Source organism: Vogesella aquatica, from assembly GCF_028548455.1.
GTDB lineage: Bacteria > Pseudomonadota > Gammaproteobacteria > Burkholderiales > Chromobacteriaceae > Vogesella > Vogesella aquatica.
Genome location: NZ_JAQQLF010000005.1, coordinates 151,682 through 175,105 on the forward strand (window position 1 = coordinate 151,682; position 23,424 = coordinate 175,105).

The 23,424-nt window shown below is 66.9% G+C and carries 16 protein-coding genes; 4 read left to right on the forward strand and 12 right to left on the reverse strand.

What is annotated here, in order from left to right; translation table 11 throughout:
* Window positions 1-8: 8 nt before the first annotated feature.
* Window positions 9-1,247, reverse strand: a complete 1,239-nt coding sequence (locus PQU95_RS04860; RefSeq protein WP_272750945.1) for an MFS transporter — start codon at window positions 1,245-1,247, stop codon at window positions 9-11.
* Window positions 1,248-1,345: 98 nt separating this feature from the next.
* Here PQU95_RS04860 and PQU95_RS04865 point away from each other — a divergent pair, with 98 nt between their 5' ends.
* Window positions 1,346-2,245 (forward strand): LysR substrate-binding domain-containing protein, encoded by a 900-nt coding sequence (locus PQU95_RS04865; RefSeq protein ID WP_272750946.1) that lies wholly within the window; start codon window positions 1,346-1,348, stop codon window positions 2,243-2,245.
* A 69-nt stretch (window positions 2,246-2,314) separates the two neighbouring features.
* Here the strand turns inward: PQU95_RS04865 and yiaY are convergent, their stop codons facing one another.
* The 4 genes from yiaY to PQU95_RS04885 form a co-directional block, all read right to left on the reverse strand.
* On the reverse strand, window positions 2,315-3,445 hold the full coding sequence (yiaY, locus tag PQU95_RS04870; protein WP_272750947.1) for an L-threonine dehydrogenase: 1,131 nt from the start codon (window positions 3,443-3,445) through the stop codon (window positions 2,315-2,317).
* Window positions 3,446-3,736: 291 nt separating this feature from the next.
* Window positions 3,737-6,607, reverse strand: coding sequence for an adenosylcobalamin-dependent ribonucleoside-diphosphate reductase (locus PQU95_RS04875; RefSeq protein WP_272750948.1), 2,871 nt, complete (start codon window positions 6,605-6,607; stop codon window positions 3,737-3,739).
* Between the two features lie 202 nt (window positions 6,608-6,809).
* Window positions 6,810-8,420 carry a methyl-accepting chemotaxis protein gene (locus PQU95_RS04880; protein WP_272750949.1) on the reverse strand — a complete coding sequence of 537 codons (1,611 nt, stop codon included), beginning with the start codon at window positions 8,418-8,420 and terminating at the stop codon, window positions 6,810-6,812.
* 294 nt (window positions 8,421-8,714) lie between these two features.
* Window positions 8,715-12,008: a DUF748 domain-containing protein gene (locus PQU95_RS04885; protein ID WP_272750950.1), complete on the reverse strand. Its 3,294-nt coding sequence runs from the start codon at window positions 12,006-12,008 to the stop codon at window positions 8,715-8,717.
* 189 nt (window positions 12,009-12,197) lie between these two features.
* On the opposite strand from PQU95_RS04885, the gene PQU95_RS04890 reads away from it, so the two are divergent.
* On the forward strand, window positions 12,198-13,538 hold the full coding sequence (locus PQU95_RS04890) for a glutamine synthetase family protein (RefSeq protein WP_227304662.1): 1,341 nt from the start codon (window positions 12,198-12,200) through the stop codon (window positions 13,536-13,538).
* A 56-nt stretch (window positions 13,539-13,594) separates the two neighbouring features.
* Here the strand turns inward: PQU95_RS04890 and PQU95_RS04895 are convergent, their stop codons facing one another.
* Window positions 13,595-15,418, reverse strand: coding sequence for a carboxypeptidase-like regulatory domain-containing protein (locus PQU95_RS04895; RefSeq protein WP_272750951.1), 1,824 nt, complete (start codon window positions 15,416-15,418; stop codon window positions 13,595-13,597).
* A gap of 32 nt (window positions 15,419-15,450) precedes the next feature.
* Window positions 15,451-15,804, reverse strand: coding sequence for a hypothetical protein (locus PQU95_RS04900; RefSeq protein ID WP_017508460.1), 354 nt, complete (start codon window positions 15,802-15,804; stop codon window positions 15,451-15,453).
* A 138-nt stretch (window positions 15,805-15,942) separates the two neighbouring features.
* Here PQU95_RS04900 and PQU95_RS04905 point away from each other — a divergent pair, with 138 nt between their 5' ends.
* Both PQU95_RS04905 and PQU95_RS04910 read left to right on the forward strand, forming a co-directional pair.
* Window positions 15,943-17,556: a sensor histidine kinase gene (locus PQU95_RS04905; protein WP_272750953.1), complete on the forward strand. Its 1,614-nt coding sequence runs from the start codon at window positions 15,943-15,945 to the stop codon at window positions 17,554-17,556.
* Window positions 17,544-18,197, forward strand: a complete 654-nt coding sequence (locus tag PQU95_RS04910; protein WP_272750954.1) for a response regulator transcription factor — start codon at window positions 17,544-17,546, stop codon at window positions 18,195-18,197. The genes PQU95_RS04905 and PQU95_RS04910 overlap by 13 nt, the downstream gene beginning before the upstream one ends.
* A gap of 45 nt (window positions 18,198-18,242) precedes the next feature.
* Here the strand turns inward: PQU95_RS04910 and PQU95_RS04915 are convergent, their stop codons facing one another.
* The 5 genes from PQU95_RS04915 to PQU95_RS04935 form a co-directional block, all read right to left on the reverse strand.
* Window positions 18,243-19,430: a glycoside hydrolase family 5 protein gene (locus tag PQU95_RS04915; protein WP_272750955.1), complete on the reverse strand. Its 1,188-nt coding sequence runs from the start codon at window positions 19,428-19,430 to the stop codon at window positions 18,243-18,245.
* Between the two features lie 66 nt (window positions 19,431-19,496).
* On the reverse strand, window positions 19,497-20,477 hold the full coding sequence (locus tag PQU95_RS04920; protein WP_272750956.1) for a transporter: 981 nt from the start codon (window positions 20,475-20,477) through the stop codon (window positions 19,497-19,499).
* A gap of 132 nt (window positions 20,478-20,609) precedes the next feature.
* Window positions 20,610-21,383, reverse strand: a complete 774-nt coding sequence (locus tag PQU95_RS04925) for a DUF2861 family protein (RefSeq protein WP_272750957.1) — start codon at window positions 21,381-21,383, stop codon at window positions 20,610-20,612.
* Entirely contained in the window at window positions 21,380-22,024 is a 645-nt protein-coding gene (locus tag PQU95_RS04930; protein ID WP_272750958.1) for a response regulator transcription factor, read from the reverse strand. Before PQU95_RS04930 ends, PQU95_RS04925 begins: the two co-directional genes overlap by 4 nt.
* The gene (locus tag PQU95_RS04935) at window positions 22,021-23,403 is read right to left on the reverse strand and encodes an ATP-binding protein (RefSeq protein ID WP_272750959.1); all 1,383 of its coding nucleotides are present in this window, start codon (window positions 23,401-23,403) and stop codon (window positions 22,021-22,023) included. Before PQU95_RS04935 ends, PQU95_RS04930 begins: the two co-directional genes overlap by 4 nt.
* Window positions 23,404-23,424 lie beyond the last annotated feature (21 nt).

The window sequence follows — 23,424 nt, forward strand, 5'->3', positions numbered from 1 at the left end:
GCTCCCTATCATTTCAATACCGGCAGTGGCTCGACTTTGCGCAGCTGCCAGGTCAAGTACAAACACAGACACAATAGCGCACCAATCAGCCCGGCTACGCCCGGCCAGCCGTCCAGCCGCCACATCAGGCCGGAGCCACTACCGATAAAGGCCGAACCCAGGTAATACGATGTCAGGTAAAACGCCGAGGCCAGCGCGCGGGCGTGTTGCACGCGGCGGCCAACCCAGCTGGCTGCCACCGAGTGCGCGGCAAAAAAGCCAAAGGTAAACAGCGCCACACCGGCCACCACCAGCCACAGGTTCTGGCTCAGCGTCAGCAGCAGCGCCGGCAGCATCAGCGCCACCATTTTCCACAACACCACACGGCGGCCGTAGCGGTCGGCCCAGCGCCCGCCCAGGCCGGACGACACCATGCCCACCACGTACAGCAGGAAAATCAGGCCTATGGCGCTTTGCGACAGCCCGAACGGTGCCGCCTGCAGGCGAAAACCCAGGTAGTTGTACAGGCTGACAAAACCGCCCATCAGCATGAAGCCCAGCAAAAACAGGCGCGACAAACCAGGGTCACGCCAATGCTGGCGGCTATCCGCCAAGACACTGGCCAGCGATACCGGGCGCGGCACAAAGCGGCGCGACGGCGGCAGCAGCTTCCAGAACACCAGCGCGGCCAGGGTACCCATCACCGCCAGCGCCAGCAGCCCGGCCTGCAAGCCCCAGGCGTCGGCCACCACCGCCGCCACGTAGCGCCCGCTCATGCCACCCAGCGCGTTGGCCGCAATGTACAAGCCCACCGCGCGCCCCAAGGACTCCGGCGCCAGCTCCTCGGACAGATAAGATAGCGCCAGCGCCGGCAAGCCCGCCATCAGCACGCCAAACAGCGCCCGCCACCACAGCAGCCAGCCAAAACTGCTGCTCCACACCGCCAGCCACGATAGCAGCACCCCGCCGGCCAGCGAGGCCACCATCAAGGGCGTGCGGCCAACCCTTTCCGCCAGCAGGCTGGCCGGAATCAGCAGCAGCGCCATGGGCAAGGTGGCAGAAGACAGCACCGCGCTGGCCGCTGCGGGCGACAGACCATACTGCGCGGCAAACAAAGGCATCAATGGCTGTACGCCGTACAGCAGGGCAAACGTCGCAAAGCCGCCAATCGCCGCCGCCCAGGTGGCGCGCCACCAGGCGGCAGAGCCAGCGTGATGCGGGGTAGTATCGCCAGCCACACGGGCCAGCACAGCAGAAGCACAAGACATGATCCAACACCTTGTCAGGGAATGGTGTCAGCCTAGGCTTGGCGCATGGCAACGTCCAATATATATTTCAATAAGCATTAATACATTGAAAGTATCAAATGGAGCTGCGACACCTGCGCTATTTCGTGGCAGTAGCCGAAGAGCTGCACTTCACCCGCGCTGCCGAGCGCCTGCACATGGCACAGCCGCCGCTTAGCCAGCAGATACGTGCGCTGGAAGACGAGCTGGGCGTACGCCTGTTCGAGCGGCACCAGCGTGCGGTCAAACTTACCGCGGCCGGCGAGCGCTTTTTGCTACGCGCGCGCGCCCTGCTGGAGGGCGCCAGCCAGGCCGCCGACGAGGCACGCCGTGCCGCCCGGGGCGAAATTGGCGAGCTGAATATCGGTTTTACCTCCTCGCTGCCGCTGATGTCGCTGCTGCCGGCCGCACTGCAGCGCTTTCGCCAGCAACACGGCAACGTCACCCTGCACTTTCACGAAGAATTTACCCGCGAGCAGTTCCAGCTACTGGGCAGCAACAAGCTGGACGTCGGCGTGGTGCGCTTCAATGGCGAAGAGGACACGCCGGGGATTGCACTGCGCGAAGTGCGGCGCGACCGCCTGTGCGCGGTGCTGCCGCGCAGCCACCCGCTGGCGGCCAGCAGCGGCATTGACCTGACACAGCTGGCAGGCGAACGCATCATCGGCTACCCGTCCAGCACTGGTAACTGGCTTACCCGCCGCCTGGAAAAACTGGCACGCGAGGCCGGTTTCGAGTGGCGCGTCCACCAGCTGGCCGGTGAGGCCACCACCCAGATCGGCCTGGTGGACGCCGGGCTGGGCGTAGCAGTACTACCGGCACCGCTGCAGTGCGTGCAGCTGCCCGGCATCTGCTATGTGCCGCTGCTGGATAGCCACGCCTACATGACGCTGACCGTGGCCTGGCGCGAACGCGACAGCTCGCCGCTGGTCGCCGCTTTTGTGGACGCCATGCTGGCCGCCGGTGCGGCCGCGCCCTAGCCCTGGCCGGCACACAAAAAAGCCGGTGCACAGGCACCGGCTTGGGCACTACCCGATAAGGCTACCCGCTTACAGGGCGGCGCGATAAATCGCTTCTACTTCGGCCTGCGTCGGCTGCACCGGGTTGGTCAGGCCGCAGGCGTCTTTCAACGCGTTGGCCGCCAGTGTCGGAATATCGGCATCTTTCACCCCCAGCTGGGTCAGGCCGGCCGGAATACCCACATCGGCCGCCAGCTGACGGATGGTAGCCAATGCTGCCTCGGCACTGGCTTCGGCACCCAGCGCCACCGCCACATCGGCCAGGCGGGCCGATGCGACGCGGGTATTAAACGCCTGCACGTGCGGCAGCAGTACCGCATTGCACACACCGTGCGGCAGGTCGTAGAAGCCGCCCAGCTGGTGCGCCATGGCGTGCACATAGCCCAGCGACGCATTATTGAACGCCATACCGGCCAGGAACTGGGCGTAAGCCATCTGCTCGCGCGCCACCATGTCCTTGCCATTGCTGACGGCGGCACGCAGGTTGGCCGCAATCAGGCTGACCGCTTTCAGTGCGCAAGCGTCGGTAATCGGGTTGGCCGCGGTGGAGACATAGGCTTCTACCGCGTGCGTCAGCGCATCCATACCGGTAGCGGCGGTCAGGCTGGCCGGCATGCCAACCATGGTTTCCGGGTCGTTCACCGACAGGATGGGCGTGGTGTGCTTGTCCACAATGGCCATTTTGATATGGCGCGATTCGTCGGTAATGATGCAGAAACGGGTCATTTCGCTGGCGGTACCGGCGGTGGTGTTGATGGCCACCAGCGGCAGCTGCGGCTTGGCCGACTTGTCTACACCTTCGTAATCCTGGATCTTGCCGCCATTCACCGCCACCAGCGCGATGGCTTTGGCGCAGTCGTGCGGCGAGCCGCCACCCAGCGAGATCACGCTGTCACAGGCTTTATCCTGCAGCAGCGCCAGGCCGGCATTCACGTTGGCCGTAGTGGGGTTAGGCTGCACACCGTCAAACACGAAAGACTGGATATCCGCTGCGGCCAACTTCTGTTGCACCTGGGCGACCAGGCCGGCCTTCACCAAGCCGGTATCGGTGACGATCAGGGTGCGGCGCAGACCACGGGCCTGCATGGCGTCTACTGCTTTTTGTACGCTACCGGCGCCCATCAGGTTAAGTGCGGGGATGTGGAATTCGCTAACAGCCATTTTCTTGCCCTTTCATGAAAACGATCTCATGCCTGCAGGCTACGCTTTCTGGCCAAGCGCTTTTTGCGCCAAATCAAGTGACACCCACGCTACAAATTATATTAATCGGCAATGAACTTTCACTTACCAACCCTGTCACGCTGGAAAACACCCCGCCGCAGCCCCAAGCAATTAACCATCACACTGGCTGGCTTTTCGCTGCATGGCAAAAAATACTGAAATCGATACCAAAGCAGTGGCAGACAGCAAAATGCCGCCCGCAGGCGGCACAGGGTCACCACGTTTACCGGGTTAGCCGCACGCCCCTACGTGGCCGCAGGCGGTGCAGAATTCGCAGCCGTCTTTCTTGATCAGTGCCCGGTTACCGCATTCGGGGCAGGCTTTGCCCGCCATGGTTGCCGCCGCGGGGCTGACCACGCTGTTACCAAACAGCTCGCCCTGCTCCGGCACCATCACGCCCATATCCTCTACCGGCACACCTTCTTCGCTGAGGATGCCCAGCATGGCGTAACGGTGGATGATCAGCCGCGCCAGATACGCCTCGGTAGACGGCCAGCTTTGCGACTTGTCGCTGCCCGGTGTGCGGGCAAAAAAGTCGGCCTGCGGCTCGGCGTAGCTTTGCAGCTTGCGCAGCTTCATGCCTATCCACGCCGGGTCGATCACGCGCATGTCCAGGCTGAGCATCTTGCACAGCCCGTCCAGCTCGCGCGGGTAGTGGCCGGCCAGCCACATGGAGTACGGCCGGCGCTGGCCATTGGGCAGCACCAGCTCTTTCACGAACAGGGCAAAATCGTCGCCGGTTTGCGGGTTGACTACATCTACCGACCAGCTGATGGTGCCATCGGCACCGGATTTGGGCTCCTTGCGGGCAAACAGCGCGTCCATCACCGGCGTGGCGTCGCCGTCGGCGCCTTCCAGCGCGCCCAGCTGTGCCACGCGGTATTTCACCACGCGCGCCAGCGCGGCGGCGGCGGCGCTGCTCTGCAGCGCACCGTCGGCCAGCTCCACGCGGTAATGGCGGTCGCCACGGGTGGCGGCCAGGGCGTCCAGCTTGGCGGCCAGCCAGGCGCGGTCGCGGCAGCGCATGTCCATGGATAGCGTTTTGGCGATGGCGCCCAGGCCACGCGGCACGTCGCCATTGACCCAGCATTCGAACGGCAGCGCCGCTTCGCCCGGCTGGCTGCCATCGATATGACCCACCATCACGGCAAAATCGCCCTCCTCGCCTTCTACCATGAAGGTCCACGACGGGTTGCCGTGCTTGAGCTTGGGCCGGTGCGGCCACTTGAGGCTGGCCAGCGCCGGGCTGGGCGCGCTGTTCAGCGTAATGCGGCGGTCCGGGTCGCTCTGGTTCAGGTCTTGCGGCAGCGTCTGGCTGCCAGGGTTGGCCGCAGCCGGCGCCACCGACAGTACCGAGCCCAGCACGCTATTGGGGCGGTAGGTGGTGATGCCTTTCAGTCCGGCGCGCCAGGCTTCCAGGTACAGGCTTTCGAAGTCGTCAAACGGATAGTCGGCCGGCACGTTTACCGTCTTGGAGATCGCCGTATCGATAAACGGCGCCACCGCCGCCACCATGCGCATGTGGTCCAGTGCGCTCATCTGCAGCGCGCTGACAAAGTAATCGGGCAGCGCGCTGGTATCGCCGCCCTGCATGCGGTACACGCGGTAGGCGTGGTCTTCTACCAGGTATTCCTGCTGGCTGCCGTCGGCCATGCGCTTTTTACGGGTGTAGAACCAGCTGAACGGCGGCTCGATGCCGTTGGATGCATTGTCGGCAAACGCCAGCGAGATGGTACCGGTAGGCGCAATCGACAACAGGTGCGAGTTGCGGATGCCGTGCTGGCGGATGCGCGCCTGAATCGCTGCCGGCAGCCGGCTGGCGCAGTGTGGTGCCGCCAGGTAGCGCTCGGCGTCGAATAGCGGGAACGCGCCCTTCTCGATAGCCAGGTCTACCGAGGCGTCGTAAGCGGCGTCGCGCATGCGCTCGGCGATGCTCGCGGCCAACCTTCTGCCCTCTTCGCTGTCGTAGCGCACGCGCAGCATGATCAGCGCGTCGCCCAGCCCGGTAAAGCCCAGCCCCACCCGGCGCTTGTTTTGTGCTTCGCGCTCTTGCTCCACCAGCGGCCACACGGTGAGGTCCAGCACGTTGTCCAGCATGCGGATGGCCGTACGCACCACCTGCTCGAAGGCGGCGTAGTCAAAGCTGGCGTGCTCGCCAAACGGCTGGCGCACAAAGCCGCACAGGTTGATAGAACCCAGGTCGCAGCAGCCGTAGTCGGGCAATGGCTGCTCGCCGCACGGATTGGTGGACTCGATCACTTCGCAGTACGACAGGTTGTTGTCGGCGTTGATCTTGCTCATGAACAGCACGCCGGGCTCGGCGTGGTCGTAGGTGCTGTGCATGATCTGCTGCCACAGCTCGCGCGCACGCACGGTGCGGTATACCCACAGGCCGTCTTCGCGCTGGTAGCTGCCGGGGAAGGCGCTGTTGGCCGGGGCCACGGCGTGGGTCAGCGGCCAGTCGCCGTCGGCCTCTACCGCCTGCATGAAGGCGTCGGACACGCCCACCGACATATTGAAATTGCGCAAATCGCCCTGGTCTTTGGCGTGGATGAAGTCTTCGATATCCGGGTGGCTCACGTCCAGCACGCCCATTTGCGCACCACGGCGCGCGCCGGCCGACTCGACTGTTTCGCAGCTGCGGTCGAACACCCGCATATAGGAAACCGGGCCGGAAGCGCGGCTATTGGTGCCCTTGACCTGGGCGCCACGCGGGCGGATGCGGCTAAAGTTGTAGCCCACGCCGCCGCCACGGCGCATGGTCTCCGCCGACTGCAGCAGCGCCTCGTAAATACCGACCTTGCCGTTTTCGCTTTGCGAAACCGCATCGCCCACCGGCTGTACAAAGCAGTTGATGAGGGTGGCTTTGAGGTCGGTACCGGCGGCCGAATTGATGCGCCCGCCTGGAATAAAGCCCTGGTCCAGTGCGGCAAAGAATAAGGGCGCAAAGCGCGCCGGGTCGCTCTCCAGCTCGGCCAGCGCCCGCGCGACGCGCTGGCGTACTTCGCTCATGCTCTGCTCGCCGTTCTTGGCGTATTTTTCCAGCAGCACTTCACGCGAAATGTCTTGTTCCACCCATGCCATTGCCTGCTCCCATTCCATGACCACACCACCATATGTAGCACCCCAATCGTCAGATTACACAATTTTTAGTGGTGCCGGGCATTGATGGGGGTCAAGGGCGAAGCGAGGCCCCCACCGCCGGCCTGGCGCGTGCTTAGCAACGTCGCCACCTCCCAGGCTACACCGCCGCAGAAACAGAAATGCCTCCCGCAGGAGGCATCTTTGGCAGCCCGCCAGCGGGCTAGGTGCGGAAGCGGTTTACCGAGGCACGCAAGACTTCGGCTTGCTGATGGATGGCATTCACCTGCTCTACCGCGTTGCTGGCAGAGGACAAAGCATCTTCCACCACACCGGCCACCTGCTCCACGCTGCCGGCGATACTGGTACCGGCCTTGCTCTGCTCGGACATGGCCAGCGCTACCGAGCGGATGCGGCTGAGCGAGTCCTGCGCACGGCTGTTGATCGCCTGCAGCGCACTGGACGCCTCCTGCACACGGGTCACGCCTTGCTCTACCACCGGGGCGATGCTCTGCACCTGGCTGGATACCGTGCCGGTATCGGCCACCACGGCTTGCACAATGGCCGAAATTTCGTCGGTGGCCAGCGCGGTACGCTCGGCCAGTTTACGCACTTCGTCGGCCACCACGGCAAAGCCGCGTCCGGTTTCACCGGCCCGGGCGGCTTCAATCGCCGCATTCAGCGCCAGCAGGTTAGTCTGGTTGGCAATCTCGCGAATGGTTTCGGCAATGCCGCTGATGTTGCGTGTGCGTTCTGACAGCGAGTGCACCTGGGTATTCACCTCGCCGATCTGGCTGGCAATCAGTTCGATATGGCGGCTGGCTTCGCTGGTCAGCACCGTACCGCTGGCCGCCTCGTCTACCGTGTGGCGGGCATCGTTTTCGTTATCGCGGGCGCTGGCGGTAACGTGGTCGATGCTGACCGACAGCTGCTCGATGGCTGCCGCAGCCGAGGCGGTGGATTCGCTGGCATTGTGCGACACGCTTTGCAAATGGCCCATATGCTGCTTGAGCTGGTTGCCGGCGTCGGCAATATCGTGGCTGCCGGTGCGGATATCGGTAATGATTTGTGCCAGCTTGTGCTGCATGCTGTGCATGCTGCCCAGCAGGCTGCTTGACGGGCCGTTGACCACGATTTTTTCGGTAAGGTCGCCTTCGGCAATACGGCGCACCACTGCCGCAGCATAGGCCGGGTCGCCACCCAGCGAGCGCAGGATACTGCGCGACAGCAACCAGGCCAGTACACCCACGGCCACAATGCCGATGAGCACAAACAGCAGCATCAGACGCGCTTCGCGCCAGAAAATCTCGTCGATATCATCCACAAAAAAGCCGGTGCCCACCACCCAGCCCCAGGGCTGGGCACGCACCACACCGTTCAGCTTGGGGATGTCCACGTCGCTGCCCGGGCGCGCGGCCATTACGTACACCATGCCGTACTGTGCCTTGCCCAGCGCTTCGGCATACACCTCTACCGAGGTGCGGCCATCCTGCCCTTTGCCGCCGTCGTCATACTTGCCGATGCGCGACTCCTTCGGGTGGTACAGCATCACGTTGCCGCTGTCGCGCACAAAGAAATACACCTCTTTGGTGCGCACCATGGATAGCGCTTTCAGCGCCTGTTGTTTGGCCTCGGCCTCGGGCAGCTTACCCTCTGCCGCCAGCTTGGCGTGGCGCTCTACAATATTTTCTGCCACCTGCAACAAGTGGGTAATCTGGGTTTCTTTTTCGTGCAGCAAGCCCTGTTTTTTGAAATACAGCGACATGCCACCCAGCAGTAGCAGGCCAAACAGGCTGGCCAGGGTAAGAATCAGCAGGCGGGTAGACAGCTTCATCGGGTGTTTCCTCTCTCTATTTATCGTTATCTGCTCACGCGTGCAGCGGGCTGGTGCATGAGAACAGGCATGAACACCGCTGGCCATTGGGGATACCCGCAGCCTGGCGCTGTTTTATTGCCATTGCTGTGGTATGAACCAGCGCAGTGCATTAGGCAAGCCGGCTTGCACCAAGCTTGCCACGCTTGGCTGTCAAAGCGCTTTCAAACGCCCAGGGCGGGCAAGCAGGCATGACAACGCCCCGGCGTGCGGGGCGTTGGTGCACCAGGGCAAGCCAAGGTGTAGCAGGGGGATTTACTGCAGCTTTAGCAACAGGGGGACGCCGTCAGCCGCCGATTTCACTTGTTCCGGCGGCAGCAGGGCAATCCGTTCGGCCAGGGTAGGCTGTGCGGCCAACATCAGCTGCCGGGCGGCGGCGGCGCGGGCGCCAGCCAGCGCTTGCAGCGCCTTGTCGTCTACCTTGCGGGCGGCCAGCAGTTCGGCACGCATGGCTTGTGCCCGCGCCGGCGTGTCTGCCGTGCTGGCCACCCGCTTGAGCCAGGCAAGGCGGCCAAACTGCACGCTGTAGGCGTCACCTACCGCGCTACGCACGGCCGGGTCGCCCAGGTCGGGCACCGGCAGTGGCTCGTCGGCGTGCAGCTTGTACGCGGCACGCTGCAGGATGTCGCTATCCACATGCTGCCGTGCCAGTGCGCCAGCATCGCCAGCGGCATCGTAGCCGCCGCCCAGCGCCAGCTTCAGCTTGGGCCGCTTGGCCAGCAGCTCGGCCAGCTTGTGCAGCTTTTCGCGCTCCGGCGGCGGAATACGGTCGTCGCCGGCGTCGGCGTAGATTTCGTCAAAGCCCTCGCCACCGAACAGCGCACGGAACGGCGCGGTGGCCACCTTCACCAGCACATTGCGCAGCGCCTGCCACACCAGGTGGCCGTAGCTGAAGTCCGGCGCGTCCAGGCTGCCGGCCACCGGCAGCGACAGGTCGATGCGGCCATCGCTGTCTTCCAGAATGGCCACCGCCAGCCGCAGCGGCAGGCGCGTGCCCTGGTAATCCACCACTTCTTCACCCAGCTGGATATTGTCCACCACCATGCGGTTATCGCCCTTCAGCTGGCGGTCTTGCAGCAGGTAGCGCAGCTCGGTGCCGAGGCGGCCGTCGGTAATCTTCCAGCCGGCAAAGGTCATGGCGTACGGGTTGAGGCTGCCCAGCGGGATATTGCGGAAATTCAGCGCCATATCCAGGTCGCGGGTCACATCCAGCGGCGACAGGCTGCCGCGAATGCGCACGTCGCCGTACTGGTCGACGCGGCCATCCAGCGCCACCGTACCACGGCGCCCTGGCTGGCTGGACAGGCCGAGCACGCTACCGGACAGGCTGTGAATGCGGGTACCGAATGCCGGGTTCAGGCCACGATCGGCAAAATCCAGCTGCGCGTCACGCACCCGTACCGCACGCACGTCCACCACCGGTAGCGCAGCGGGGTTGGCGGCGGGGTTGGCCGCAACCGGCGCCGTGGCGGCTTGCGGTTTCAGCACGTGGGTAAAGTTGGGCACCCGCTGTTCGTCCAGGATAAAGCGCAGCTGTGGCGATAGCAGCCGCACGTCGCCTACGCTGACGCGCTGCGGCCGCGCGCGGATGTTGCCCAGCTGCAGGCGCTGCCAGCCCAAGAGCGGCTCGCGCTGGCCGGGTTCGTACAAGGCAAAACGTGCCAGTGCCAGCTGGCCATCTGCCTGCCAGCGCCGGTTTATCCAGCTGCCTTTGAGCTTGGCCGATAACTCGCCGCCGCCAAAGCGCAGTGTGGTGGCGTCCAGCGCGTACGGTGCCACGCCCTGTAGCGGCAGATTGCGGGCGTCCAGCGTGGCGGTGACGTCTTGCAGGTTGGCCGCCAGCTGCGCCTGCAACGCCAGTTGGCCGCGCCCCAGCCGCGACTGCCAGCCCAGCGCAAAACCCTGCTGCGGGTTGCCTTGCAGCGAGGCCTGGTCGATTGCCAGTTGCAGCACCACCGGCTGCGCGGTGGTGGCGTCGCGCCAGCGCAGCTGGCTGTCACTGAGCGTCAGCTGCGGGTAGCGCAGCTGCCAGACCGGTGCGGGTGCCTTATCCGCGCTGCCGGTTGCGGCCACTGCTGCCGGCTGCGGGTGGCGACGCAGCAGGCGTTGCCAATCCAGCTCGCCCTGCTTGTCACGCGCGGCGGCCAGCTGCAAACCGCGTAGCTGGATATCGCCGACCACCAGCTGATGCTTGGCCAGGTCGGCGCTGCTGGCGGCCACGTCCAGCGCCGCCAGGCGGGCCTGTGGTGGCTGACGGCCACTGGCCAGCGCCAGGTCGCGCAGCGCCAGCGTGGCTTTATCCAGCTTCACGCTGCCGTCAGCACCCATGGCCAGCGATGCCTGCAAGCGTTGCAGCGTCAGGCTGGCGCTAAGCGGGCTAACAAAGCGCTGGTCGGTGGCTTTCAGCTGCCAGTTCTGTAGCGTGATGGCGGGTAGCTGCAGCTGCCAGCCGGGGCCGGCGGCTGGCTTGACGGCTGGCTTGACGGCTGGCTTGGCAGCGGCGCTGGCCGGCGCGGCGGGCGGCAAGGCGGCCAGCCAGTCGGCGCGGCCGTAGCGGTCCAGCACCGTGGCCAGCTCGGCACCGCTGAGCGTCAGCTGGCGAATAGCCAGGCGGCGCGAGGCCAGGTCGAACTGGCCGCCGCCCAGCGTCAGGCTGGCCAGCTTGAGCGCGCTGTTGCTAGACGGTGCCTGCAGTGCCAGCCCTTGCAAGTTGGCCGCAAAACCCTGGCTGCCCAGCTGCAGCGTTTTGCCCTTGAGGTCCACGTGGTAAGGCACGCTCAGGCCCAGCTTGCCGGCCGGTGCGGCCAACGTCAGGTGTGGCTGCACGTAGGGCCACACCGCAGCCAGCGTCAAATCACGCACCTTCAGCACGCCGTCGGACTGTAGCGGTTGCAGCTGCAGGCTGCCCTGCCAGTCCAGCCGGGTGCCGTCGTCCAGCGCGGCGGCCAGCCGGTAACGGCCATCGCTGCCGGGCAAGGTGGACAGGTCTTTCAGCTGCAAGTCCAGCGGCAGTACCTGGCGCTGTAGCCCGCCTGCCAGTGCATCCTGCAGCTGGATGCGGCCTTGCTGGATCGCCAGGCGGGCGATCAGCAGCGTCACCGGCTCGCTATCTTGGGGCCCGGCTTTGGCCGGGCCGGCGGCGTCGGCGGCAAAGCGCGCCCAGTTCCACTGCCCGGCAGCATCGCGGCTGGCCAGCAGCTGCGGTGCATCCAGCGCGAGCTCGGCCAGCGACACCCGCCCCAGCAGCAAGGGCAGTGCGTCGGCGTCCACCCGCAAGCCTTTGGCCAGCAGCAGGGGGCTACCGTCGCGGTCGGCCAGGCGGATGTCGCGCAAGCTCAGCCGCAGCGCCCATGGCTCGAACACCACCTCGCCAAACGTCAGCTGGCGGCCTATGCCCTGCGCCCACTGCCCGGCGTAATGCTGTATCAGCTGCGGCACGGCAGCCCAGCTGCCTGCCAGCAATACGGCTAGCGTGCCACCCGTCCATAACAGGCGGCGCGGCCAAGGTGAGGCGGCATGAGCGGCAGGAGACGGCGAGGCTTCGGTCATAACGGTAACAATCTGCTAGTAAGGATGGAAGGGGCGCAAGCCACAGCATGGCCCCGTTCTTGCTGAAAGGTAATGCGTACAAGCGTTTGCCTGCATTCTATAACCTTTTGCCACCGCCAGGCGGCAACGCAAGACAGCACAACCACAAGGCCCGCCATGCGGCGGCCTTGCCTCCCGAGGAGCCTGCCCATGAACGATGCCCAAACCATCCAGCGCTGGCTGGACGAACACCACATCACCGAAGTGGAGTGCCTGATACCGGACATGACCGGCCTGGCACGCGGCAAGATTGTGCCGCGCCACAAGTACAACGCCGCCGAGGGCCTGCGCCTGCCGGAGGCGGTGCTGATGATGACGGTGACCGGCGACTACCCGGAGCAGGACTTCACCGCCCCGGCCGACCCCGACATGCGGCTGATCCCCGACGCCGGCACCCTCCGCCCGGTGCCGTGGGCCAAAGAGCCCACCGCGCAGATCATTCACGACTGCGTCAATTTCGACGGCACCCCGGCCGTGCTGTCGCCGCGCAACGTGCTCAAGCGCATCCTCAAGCTGTACGAGCAGCAGGGCTGGAAGCCGATTGTGGCGCCGGAAATGGAGTTTTACCTGGTGCAGCTGGAGCCGGATGAAGACATGCCGCTGAAGCCGCCGGTGGGCCGCACGCGCCGTACCGAGGCGGGCATGCAGAGCTTCAGCATCGACGCGGTGAACGAATACGACGACATCTTCGACGTGATGTACGACTGGTGCCAAGCGCAGGGGCTGGCGCTGGACACGCTGATCCACGAAATGGGCACCGCGCAGATGGAGATCAACCTGGACCACGGCGACCCGCTGGCGCTGGCCGACCAGGTGTTTTTGTTCAAGCGCACCGTGCGCGAGGTGGCCATCCGCAACAATATGTACGCCACCTTCATGGCCAAGCCGATGCAGGGCCAGCCCGGCAGCGCCATGCACATCCACCAGAGCGTGGTAGCGCTGGACGGCGGCCACAATATCTTCAGCCAGCCCGACGGCAGCGCGTCACCGGCGTTCTTTCACTTTATCGGCGGGCTGCAAACCTATTTGCCGGCCGCCATGCCCTTCTTCGCGCCCTATGTAAACAGCTATCGCCGCTTGTCGCGCTTTACCTCGGCACCCATCAACCTGAGCTGGGGCTACGACAACCGCACCTGCAGCCTGCGCGTGCCGCACAGCGGCCCGGAAGCACGGCGCGTGGAAAACCGCCTGGCCGGCGTGGACGTGAACCCCTATCTGGCGCTGGCAGCCAGCCTGGCCTGCGGCTACCTGGGCATGACGCAGGGCCTGCAGCCGGACGCGCCGCTGGCGGGCAGCGCCTACGACCAGCCGCACCAGCTGCCGCGCCACCTGGACGACGCCATCGACCTGCTGATGAACTGCCAGCCGCTGGCCGAGCTGTTTGGCGAGCACTTTATCCAGGCTTACAGCGCCATCAAGGAAGCCGAGTACGGCGAGTACTTCAACGTGATCAGCCCGTGGGAGCGGCGCTTTTTGCTGCTGCACGTGTAGCAGGCGGGGCACAAGCATGCGGCCAACCTTGCAGCAGGTTGGCCGCAGCCGCTTGCTTAGTTACTGCAACTGAGGCTGGCCACCGTCTGGCCGGCCAGGGCCAGCGTGGCCGGGTTGACCGCACCATTGCTGATGGTGACGGTCTGTAGCGGGTAATAGCTGACCGTGGCCTGGCCGCCGGCCTTGCTCACCGACTGTATCGCCAGCAGGCGATAGCTGCCGTCCACCTTGGGCAATAGCAGCTTGCCAGCCACCAGCTGCACATCTTGCGCATTGCGCAGGCTGCTGCAGCTGACTGCCGCGCCTTCCGCCAGCAGGCTGCCACGCAACACAGTGCCACCACTCACGCCAACGGCCACGGTATGGCTGGCCACATAGTCACGCAGGGTGGCAGGCAGATTGCTGCGGTACGTCGCGTACGGGCTGTTGCCAAACAGGTACTGGCTGGCTGCGTTCTGGAACACGCCAGGGTGAGTGGCAATCGGCTTGCCTTTCACAGCACGCAGCACGCTGGCCACGCGGCGGCCCAGCTCCTGCGGGCCGGCGTTGGCGGTTTCCAGCTGCTTGAGCATCAGGCGGAACATCTCGTAGTAGCCCAGGTTGCCAAAACGCTGGCTGCCGATCATGCCATCCAGCCCCACATCCATCGGGTGCACGCTGTGGTCGCTGTCGGCAAACCAGCCGTCCACATCGCTCAGCCAGCCGTCCTGGCCGGCAAAGTGCACGGCCAGGCCTTCATCCAGCCACTTTTCCACCATATTCGGGCCGCCAGCCGCGGTATTGCCGGTGGCGGCGTTCACCGCCATGTGGACGGTTTCGTGGTGCAGCACCTGACGCCAGTCGTCCTCGCCCGCTGCCTGCGGGCCGCTGAAATAACCCAGGCTGCCACCGATCGCCCCGCCGCTGGCACTGCCACCGGCATTCACCACGCTGCCATCCACGCAGTACTGCGCGCGCTGGCCGGTCAGCCCGGTATCGGTCAACACCTCGAAGCGGCTGCGCTCCATGCGCAGGTAGTAATCGGCCAGCAAGGCGGCGCGGCGTTGCTGGTCGGCACTGATGCCCTGGCCGTACATGTCCACATTGGCGGTGCGGTATACGGTGGCGTTCAGCGTGCCGCGGCACAGATTGTCGTACGGGTAGGTCGGCAAGATGGGCGCACTGGCTAGCGGCACACTGCTGACAGCGGCCTGTAGCAGGCCGGCCTGGCTGGTGATGCCGTTGTCGCCCACCGTGATGGCGCCGTAAGGGTTCGCGTCCAGCAGCGCGTCCCAACCCTTGCCGTTGGCCGCAAAGGTCTTGTCGGTACGCAGCTTGCCGGCACTGCCACCCGCGGCGCTGGTAAGCGCCAGCAAGTCACTATCGAAGCTGTCCGCCGTCAGCGCCGCCAGGTCGCCCTTGCCGGCCGCCAGAAAGTCATACAGCTGCTGGGTGGCCGCCTGGCCGCGGCAGGTGTCGTCGGCGCAGCGGCTGCGCAGCCATTGCCGCAGCTGGGCATTGGTCAGCTGGTTCACGTTGACGTGGGTATCGCCGGCAAATACCGGTGCGTACAGGGTGGTGCCGCCGGACTGCGCCTCCAGCACCATCGGTGCCTGCAGGCCGCTCATATCCAGGCTGAACGCGCCGTTGCTGTCGCTGGTGGTGCGGCGGATTACGCCGGCGGCGTCGCGCAGGCTGATACGTGCGCTGGCCAGCGCCTTGCCGGTAGCCGCCACGCCGCTCAGCGTGGTGCTGCTGCCGGCGCTGCCCGCAGCTGGCGCGCTGCCGGTATTCGCCGTAGTGCTACCCGCCGCACCGCCCCCGCCGCCGCCGCCGCCGCCGCAGGCAGCCAGACAAGCCAGCGCCAGTACCAGGCCGGCGCGCTGAAAAGTATTGTTCATGTTTGCATGCTCCTCGTGGATGGGTGTCGGGTTCAGAAGGCGCTGGGCAGTGGCTCGCCGGGTTTCGCGCACTTGGGCAGCGAGTCCGAGGCAAACGAGCTGGCCATCACGCAGCGGAAGCGCTTGCTGCCAACCTGGGCGTTGTAATAGATGATGGTGCCGTTCAGGCTGTTGTCGCGGCTGAGCTCGCTAACGCGCACCTGGCTGGCCGGCACCCCGAAATGCTTGGCGGTGGCGTCGGCCACCTGCTGGTCGCTGGCCACGCCAACGCCCAGTTTTTGCGCCACCACTGGCGCAAACGAGCAGGCGGCCAAGGGTAGGCAGGCCAGCAAGATACCGAGACGGCGCCAGTGCGCCAGGCGGGATAAGGGGAAAACGCTGTGCATGAAAGCCTCCGGCAGTGTTGCTTGCCCGCATGTCGCCATGACATCAGACAGACTGATTGCAATAGCAGCAGCATAAGCAGCGGGTTTTCGTGTGAGAATCACTCACCGGTTGACCCCCACCCCCTCACTTGGCACACCATGCAATTTCTCAGACACCGACACCGCTGGCCGCGCCGCGACCTGCTCATCATGGCCAGCGTGGTCGCCATTGCCCTGGCGCTGCTCTACCTGCAAGTGCTGATGCACTGGTCCGCCAGCATCCACGAGGCCAGCCGCCGCTTTCGTGACCACAAGGACAATTTCTACCGCAGCTTCCAGCAGCACCTGGACCAGTCGCGCGGCGACGGTGCCAGCCTGACGCTGGCGCTGCGGCCAGACGGCAGCGTCGATAGCGCGCTGCTGCAGCGCATCTGCGGCCAACTGGCCAGCGGCACCTGGGCGCGCGCCGAGCTGGTTATTACCCGTGGCCAACACCCCGGCCGTCTGGCCTGCGGTAGCAACACACTACAAACCCTGGCAGCGCAAGACGTACTGAACGCACAGCAACTGGCCCATGCCCGCCAACCGCAGCCGGGGCCAGCCAGTACACGCCGGGCCAGACAAGGGCAAGACCCGATCCTGGAATGGCTGTACCCGCTGCCACACGCAGCCGGTACGCCGCTGCCGGGCTTTGTGCGCCTGCACTACCGCCTGCAAAGCGGTATCGATGCCGCCGTGCGCAGCCAGCCGGACCACGGCGAATACGCACTGGACGCAGACAACCCGCTGTCGCCCGACGACGGCGACGACGCCTACCCGCCGGCCCCGCTACGGCAGAGTGCGCACTGGCCACCCGGGCGCTACATCGTGGACGAGCAGCTTGGCGGGCTATCGCTGCCGCCATGGGCAACCCACTGGGACAACCTGGACTACACCGCCAGCAGCGGCCAACCCTACCGCCTTACCCTGTTCGCGCGCAGCCCGCTGCATAGCTGGCTGGTCATCGAGCCGGCAGCCATCATCGTGATCGCGCTGTCCGCTGCGCTGTTCATCGTGGTGATCGGAATGACCTGGACGCTGCTGCGCACCCGCCAGCGTCTGCGCCGCGCCGCCGACAGCCGCCGCCGCCGGCTGGCCCGCCGCGCGCGCGAGCTGAAGCAGGCGCAAGAAGAACAGCAGCTGCTGGAAGCGGCGCTGCTGGACACCAGCGAGCGCGAAAAGCAGCGCCTTGGCAGCGAGCTGCACGACGGCGCCGGCCAGTCGCTGACCGCTGCGCGCCTGCTGGCCGATAGCCTGGCCAGCACCTTGCAGCCGCTACCGCCGGCGCTGGGCGCGCTGCAAAGCTGCCTGCAGCAGGCAGTAAACGAAGTGCGGCTGGGCGCGCGCGGCCTGACGCCCGCACCGTTACTGGAAGACGGGCTGGAGCCGGCGCTGCAGGCGCTGGCCAGCCAGCACGACGGCAGCGGCGTCAGCGTAGCGCTACAGGTGTGCGACACGCCGCCCAAGCTCAGCGCCGAAGCGCGGCTGCACGTGTACCGCATCGCCCAGGAGGCTATCAACAACGCCATCCGTCATGGCCAGGCCAACCACGTCACGCTGGCGCTGGGCAACGCGCCATTGCTGACCGTGCAGGACAACGGCTGCGGCTTCGACCCGGCCGCCATCAGCCACGGCATCGGCCTGCGCTCGCAGCAACTGCGCGCTGGCCTGCTGGGCCGTAGCCTGCAACTGCAGACCGCACCCGGAAGAGGCACCACCGTATGTCTGGCCTGATGCTGCAACACGCGCTACTGGTGGACGACCACCCCATCGTACGGCTGGGCTTGGCCGCGCTGCTGGGTAGCCACTGCCCAGGCGTGCGCATTGCCGAGGCCGGCAGCCTCACCGAAGCGCGCGCCGCGCTGGCCGCCACGCCACCGCAACTGACGCTGCTGGACATCAACCTGGGGCGCGGCAACGGCCTGCAACTGCTGCCCGAGCTACTGGCCGCTGGCAGCCGCGTGCTGGTGCTGTCGATACGCGACGAGGCCAGCATCATCGAACAGGCGTTGGCCGCCGGGGCCGACGGCTACCTGATCAAGGACGCGGCGGGCAAGGAGCTGGCGCAGGCGCTGGCTGCCCTGGCGCTGGGCCAGCGCTACCTGGCGCCCAATGTGGCGATACGGCTGGCTGGCCGCCAGGGGCTGCAAGCACCGCAAGGCGTGGACAGCCTGAGCGCCCGCGAGCTGGAGGTGTTCCTGCTGGTGGCGCAGGGTTTGGGCAAGGGCGAGATGGCCGCGCGGCTGGGTATCAGCGCCAACACGGTGGAAACCCACCGCCAGAAGCTGAAGCAGAAGCTGGGCGCCGATAGCCAGCACGCACTGCTAAAGCTGGCGCTGGCGCACACCGGCCGCGCACTGCATACCCGCGATTGAACAGGCCACCGGGCGAGTTGGCCGCAGCCTGCCGGCGAGAGCGTTTTACGGCCGCGTCGCCGCCAGCCGGCGTGCCACCGGCTGCCATTGCACGGTGTTGGCGCGCTTGAGCTCGTAGGGCTTGCCCTGCTCTTGCGCCTGCCAGTACTGCCACGGCAGCGCTTTGTCGCCCAGCTCGTAGTCGTAGCCGTCGTAGGCGTCCTCACGCCAGGCGTACACCGCCCAGTGCGCGCCCTGCCCTTCCACTACCTGCAACACGTCTTCCAGATACGCCGCGCAACCCGGGCTGCGGCGGTGGCAACCGAACTCGGCGGCCACCATGCGGCTGGCCGGAATACGGTGCGCCCGCGCCCAGTCGTGTGCCGGCGCCAGCCAGGCGGCAACGGCATCTTTATCCCAACGCTGGCCGGCTACCACGCCGGGGTAGCGCCACGGCGTGGCCTGTTTGTGGTTCTTCGGGTTACTCCAGGCGTAGGGCTCGTACATGTGGTAGGCGTACAGCGTGCGGCTATCGGCGCTGGGCTGCGGCCAGTAGGCCAGGCCGCCACGGGCGCTGGCGTACCAGCTACCGTCCAGCATGATCGGTGTTTTGGCGTCCACGCTGCGGATGGCGGCGGTGAGCTGGCGGTAGAACGCCGGCAAGTCGCGCGCGCCGCCTTGCTCGCGGCGGTACCAGGCTTGCAGCGCCGGCAGGCTGGCGTCCTCGGCCACGTCGCTGCCTTTTTCCGGCGCCGGCTCGTTCACCAGGTTGTAGGCGGCTACCGCCGGGTGGTCTTTCAGCTGCTGCGCCAGGTCACGCCAGAAGTCGGCGCTTTGCTGCCAGTAGCGCTTGTCTTGCCACAGGCGGCCGTCAAAACGGTTGTCGTTGTTCTGCCGCCAGCGCATGCCGGGCAGGCTCAGCGGGGCGATCACCACCTTGATGCCGGCAGCGTGGGCGGCGTCCAGGGTGGCGCGCAGGGTGGCGAGGTCGGCGGCCACCAGGCCCTGGTAGCGGTCGGCGTTGCCGATCAGGAAGTCGCGCTGCGCCGGCTGCCATTTGTCGTAGGCCAGCCGCACCCACTCCACGCCCTGGGTACGGGCGGCGCGGTACAGCGCGGCGTCGGGCACTTGCCGGTTCATGATGTTGACGCCGTGGCGCGGGCGCGCGTCCCAGAAAGTAATCAGGTCGGCGGCGTGGGCCAGGTTGGCCGCCAGCAGTGCGCCAGCCAGGCACAGGCGAAGAGGAAAAGCCATCGTTTACTCCGTGTATCAGATGGCGTCATTACAGCGCAGCGGCGGGGCTACTGTGTCAGGCGAATGTCAGAACCGCTCGCGCCAGCGGAACGCCCAGCGCCCCACCAGCAGCGTAAAGCCGGCCACCAGCGCCACCAGCAGCCAGAAGCCGTGCGGGTTGGCCGCAAACGGAATGCCGCCGACGTTCATGCCAAAGAAACCAGCCACCATATTGATGGGCAGCGCCAGCACGGTGACCAGCGTCAGCGTGAACAGCGTGCGGTTGGTCTGCTCGTTCAGCATGGCGGCCAGCTCTTCCTGCAGCAGCTTGATGCGCTCTACCAGCGACACCAGGTCGCCCAGCACCAGCGAAAATTCTTCGGTGGATTCGCGCAGGTCTTGCAGATCGTCGTCGTTTACCCAGGCCGGCGGCTTGTTCAGCAGGCGGAACACCGAGCCCGGCTCCGGCGCCAGCAGTCGTTGCAGCCGCACCAGCATGCGGCGCAGCGCGGCCAGCTCGGCACGGCGGTCGCCCAGGCGGTGCGCCAGCAGGCTGTCTTCCAGCGCGTCCACGCTGGCGGTGGTGTCGCGCACGATGCGGATCAGGATATCGGCCTGGTCTTGCAGCAGGTGCACCAGAAGGCCCAGCGGCGAGGCAAAAGCCGCCCCCCGCTTGACCGACGCGCGCAGCTGGTCGATGGCACGCAGCGGTTTGAGCCGCGCGCTCACCAGCACCTGTGGCGTGGCGCAGGCCCACATGGAGGCCACGTCGGTGACGCTGCGGTCGAACTCGAAGGTGACATCGTTGATCACCGCCAGCAGCGCTTCGTCCACGTGCTCCAGCCGTGTGGAGCCGGTGCCTGCGCCCAGCTGCTCGTAAAAGGCCTGCGGCAGGGCCGGCAGGCTGGTACGCAGCCAGCGCTGGCAGCCGCTGTGCGACAGGTTCAGGTGTAGCCAGACAAAGTGGCCCGCGGGCAGGCCGGCGGCCAACTGCTGCTGCAAGGCGGCCACGTCCAGCGCGCAGCCGGCCTGCTGCGGGGCAAAGCGGTAGGCACAAATCAAGCCCACCTGTTCTGCATCAAAACCTGCTGTTGCCGCTACCGCCCCCATGCTGCTGCCCTCGCCTGACCGCGCCCACCGCGGCAGCGGCCAGTGTGCGACAAACACGTGACAACACCGTGACGGGCTGATAGCAGCCGCCTAGCGTGGCCCCACCTGGCGCTGCACCACGCGCAACACCAGCGCACCACGCGCCTCTGCCTGCACCAGCGCCAGGCTTTGCCATTGCTCGCCGTTGGCCGCGGGCCAGCGTAGCGCCTGGCCGGGCTCGCGCCGCTGCCACCACTGCAGCGCAAAATCGCTGCGCCGCAGCAGCGACTGCTCCAGCCACGGCGCCGGGCAGGCGGCGCGTGGCGGCGGTACGCGGGCCACACCCAGCGGCTGCCGCGCCAACCAGCCCAGGTTGGCCGCAGGCGGCAACAATAGCTGCGCCTGCCACTGCCGCTGGCCCGCCTGCAGCAGCAGGCGGTAGCGGCCGCCGGCCAGCGGCGCGGCCAGGTCGGGCCCGGTGAGTCGGAAGCGGCGGCCGCCTTCGGCCTCGTAACGGGCGCCGGCCAGCAGATTGCTGCCGCTATCGTCCAGCAGCTGCGCGCTGCGGGCGTCGCCTTCGCCGCTAACGGTCACGCGATAGCTGCGCGCCAGCGGCATGTCGCGCTGCGCCAGCTCCAGCGTCAGCGCCGGCTGCCACGGCGGCAGCTGCACGGGCGCGTCCTTGCCGCAGTGCTCGGCGGCCAGCGCTGCGAGTGCGGCCTGCCAGCTATCGCGCTGCGCCTGGCTGGCCAGCTGCGGCCAACTGGCGGCCAACGCCTGCCACGCCGCCGCGGCATCACCGCCAAGCAGTGCACGGTTGACGGCGTCCAGCGGCGTGGCCGCCAGGCATGGCGCGGCCAGCATGATCAGCAGCAGGCGCTTCATGCCGCGTGCAGCCGGTAACCGACGCCGCGCAGCGTCTCGATGGTGATGCCGGGCAGCTTCTGCCGCAGCTGCAGGATGTGGGTGTCCACGGTGCGCGTGCTGGGAAAGTGGTCGTAGCCCCACACCTGGTTCAGCAGCTCGTCGCGGCTCATCACGCGGCCCACCATGCGCGCCAGCGTGGCCAGCAGCGCAAACTCGGTAGGCGACAGCGCCACCGCCTGCCCCTGCCAGCTGGCGGCCTGCCGCGCGGGGTACAGCTGCAAGGCGCCTACCTGCAGGCTGCCGTCGCCCAGCTGGCGCAGCTGGGCACGAATGCGCGCCAGCAACTCCTGATGGGCAAACGGTTTGCTCAGGTAGTCGCGGGCGCCGGCGTCCAGGCCGGCTATGCGGTCGGCCACCTCGACACGGGCGGTCAGCACGATCACCGGCAACGCCTTGCGCGCCAGCCAGCCCGGCAGGTGGCGCAGGCTGTCGCCATCAGGCAGGCTGCGATCCAGAATCACCAGGTCGGCCTGGTGCCAGCAGGCGGCCACGCCGTCGACAGCGGCCTGCCACAGGCAGGTGTAGCCTTCGGCTTGCAGGTAGCGCTGCAGGCTGTCGCCCAGCAGCGGGTCGTCCTCGATCAACAACAGGGTACTCATGGTGCGCTTTCGGCCTGCCGCGCCGGCAGGCAAAGGGTGAAGGTGGTGGGCGGGCCGGACAGCCGCAGCCGGCCGCCCATGCGGCGCATGGCGTCGGCGACGATGCCCAGCCCCAGGCCCATGCCGTCGCCGGCGCTGCCGCGCCGCAGCAGGCGGTGCAGGCGGTAATGCGGCAGGCGGCCGGCGTCGGTAACGTGCAAGCTCAGCACGCGGCCATCCCAGGCGGCGTGCAGCCGCCATGGCGCGCGGCCGTGGCGGCGGGCGTTGGCCAGCAGGTTGTCCAGGCACAGCGTCAGCCAGTACGGGGTGAGCAGCAGGGTCACATCCTGCTGCAGGCAGTAGTGGCACTGGTGGCGCTCGGCCACGCCGTCCAGCCAGTCGGCCAGCGGCACCGGCTGCAGTGCCTGTGCGAAATGGCCGGCACCCAGATAGTGGCGGCTGGCCTCTGCCAGCTGGCGCAAACGTGCCACACCGCCAGCCAGCTGGCCGAAGCTGTGCTGTGCGGCAGGCGGTAGCAGGTCGAACTGGCTGCGCAGCTGCTCTACCACACCGGCCAGGCCGGTGATGGGCGTGCGCAGCTCGTGGGTCAGCAATTGCAAGGCGCGGCGGCGTTCGCGCTCCAGGCGGCGGCGCTGCCAAGCCAGCCACAGCAGGCTACCCGCTGCGGCCAACACCAGCAGCCCGGCCAGCAAGCGCCACGGCCACGGGCTGGCTGGCAGCGGCTGCAGGCAATCGCGCCCCAGCCGCGCCTGGCACACGGCGCTGCCCTCGGGCGCCCACTGCCAGCCCAGCTCGGCCAGCAGCGGCTGCCACTGCACGGCACGGTACTGCCGCCAGTGGCCATCGTGCAGCCACCACAGGCTGTCGTCTTGCCGCAGCCAGCGCTCGCCGGCCAGCAGCGCGTCAAGCTTATCGTCGGGCAGCGCGGCCAACGGCGCCAGCGCGTCGCTACGCTCGCGTAGATGCAGGCCGGCAGCCGGTGCGCCTTGCGGCCAACGCTGGCGCCACACGCCGGCACTACTGCCGCCCAAGGGATGGACCGGGTGCGCTACCCACCAGGCAGCAGCTAAAGGTTGGCCGCGGCAATAGGCACGGGCGAACTGCTGCCACGCCGCCGGCACCGCGCCCAGGCTACCCTGGCACTGCTGCTGGTAGTGCGCCAGCTGGCGTAAGGCCATTAGCGGATAATCGCCCCACGCCGGCTGCAGGCTGCGCGGCTGCAGCAGCGCCTCCGGCAAGGCCTGCAAGGCAGCCAGCGGTACCGACGCCACCGGGGCCACCGGCAGCAGGCGCGCGGCCAGCGCCTCGGCAAGCGCGGCGACCGGCGGTGCGGCATGGGCGGCGTGGCCAAGCAGCCACAGGATAAGCAGGCGTTTCATCTGCTCATTATATGGCGGCGC